Source organism: Prevotella sp. CAG:592 (assembly GCF_000436015.1).
In the GTDB taxonomy this organism is placed as follows: Bacteria; Bacteroidota; Bacteroidia; order Bacteroidales; family Bacteroidaceae; genus Prevotella; species Prevotella pectinovora.
On record NZ_FR892582.1, the window covers coordinates 19,193 to 20,406 of the forward strand.

The window sequence follows — 1,214 nt, forward strand, 5'->3', positions numbered from 1 at the left end:
AAACCGCCAGGATGGTCTGAAACTGTCTGGAATTATCTGATGAGAGGAATTACATGTGTCGGCAGAATCTTGGAAACAGGAATATGGTATTACAACATTAACCCAAATCGGCCATTAGGGCTTGCTTGTATTTTGCTCTTTTAGAAGAGTGTATTTTGTTTGTCTTTTAATGAGTAATAGCGAGCTATTGCAAATTAAAAACAAGCAAAAGACGCCTTATAAAAGGCAAAAGGCAGCAAGCAGTCATGAAAAATAAAGTAAACGTCCTAATGACCGTTTTGGGTTAACTTATTGGGCAGACGTCTGGCACAGATTCTGCCCAACTGGGGCAAGCACGTTGCCCATGATGGGCAAGCAGCGTGCCCCGGTTGGGCAAGCAGCGTGCCCAATTTAACCCGAATCGGTCATTAGGGTGAAGCAGTGAAGCAGGTCGGTGGAAAACATGGTGTATGCCAACCAGCAGCAATACTACGACGCAATTACTACCAACAGCAATGCTGCCGACTCCGGACCATTTATAGACTTTATGCTTGGGGAAATACAGAAAGCTCTCGAAGCGCACAAGCGAGAACCGATAAAGAAAGTTCCTGATAAAATTCCTGATAAACTGTTACAGGCTTTCCCCGAAATGCAGAGTATGGCATGGAGCGGTTACATATTAATATATTTTACCGGATTCTGGCTCTTCCCATAGAAAGAAACCACGCTTTTCCATACGTAAGGAGAATTCAAACATTTATTCCCTACAAATTCAATACGTCCCTCATACTTTGGATTGTCTGTATATTTCCAATCTTGAGGGATGTAGTCTTCTTTTACGATACCATCCACAACGGCAAGGACATGATTTGCTTTTGATGCCCTTTGCAAACTCATTTTCCAATACTTGCGTGTCATCTCATACAAATCTTCCCTATCTTTTTTGCCTACTTTTAGGCAAATTATTGTGTCGCCGTCCTGTGGTATTAATTCTGTTCCCATCTTATCTGATTTTATTTCTTACAAAGGTAAACAATTTTCTGATTCCTTCCAAATTGGAAGTTATTATGTAACCTCCCCCTACCCCCCTCTTTTCCTTTTCCTGCGCCATTTATGACTTTCGGACGTGACTTCGCCTACATAGGCAATCAATACCATTTGGAAATGAAACTGCTGGACTCTAACGAAATCCGGCAGCTTCGCGATGTGTGTATATTTGAGGTGAATGGGATTGA

The 1,214-nt window shown here is 42.0% G+C and carries 1 protein-coding gene; it reads right to left on the minus strand.

Features of this window, described 5'->3' with window-relative positions; all coding sequences use genetic code 11:
* Positions 1 to 651: 651 nt before the first annotated feature.
* Positions 652 to 981 (minus strand): hypothetical protein, encoded by a 330-nt coding sequence (locus tag QVO99_RS06465; protein WP_022316790.1) that lies wholly within the window; start codon positions 979 to 981, stop codon positions 652 to 654.
* Positions 982 to 1,214: the final 233 nt, after the last annotated feature.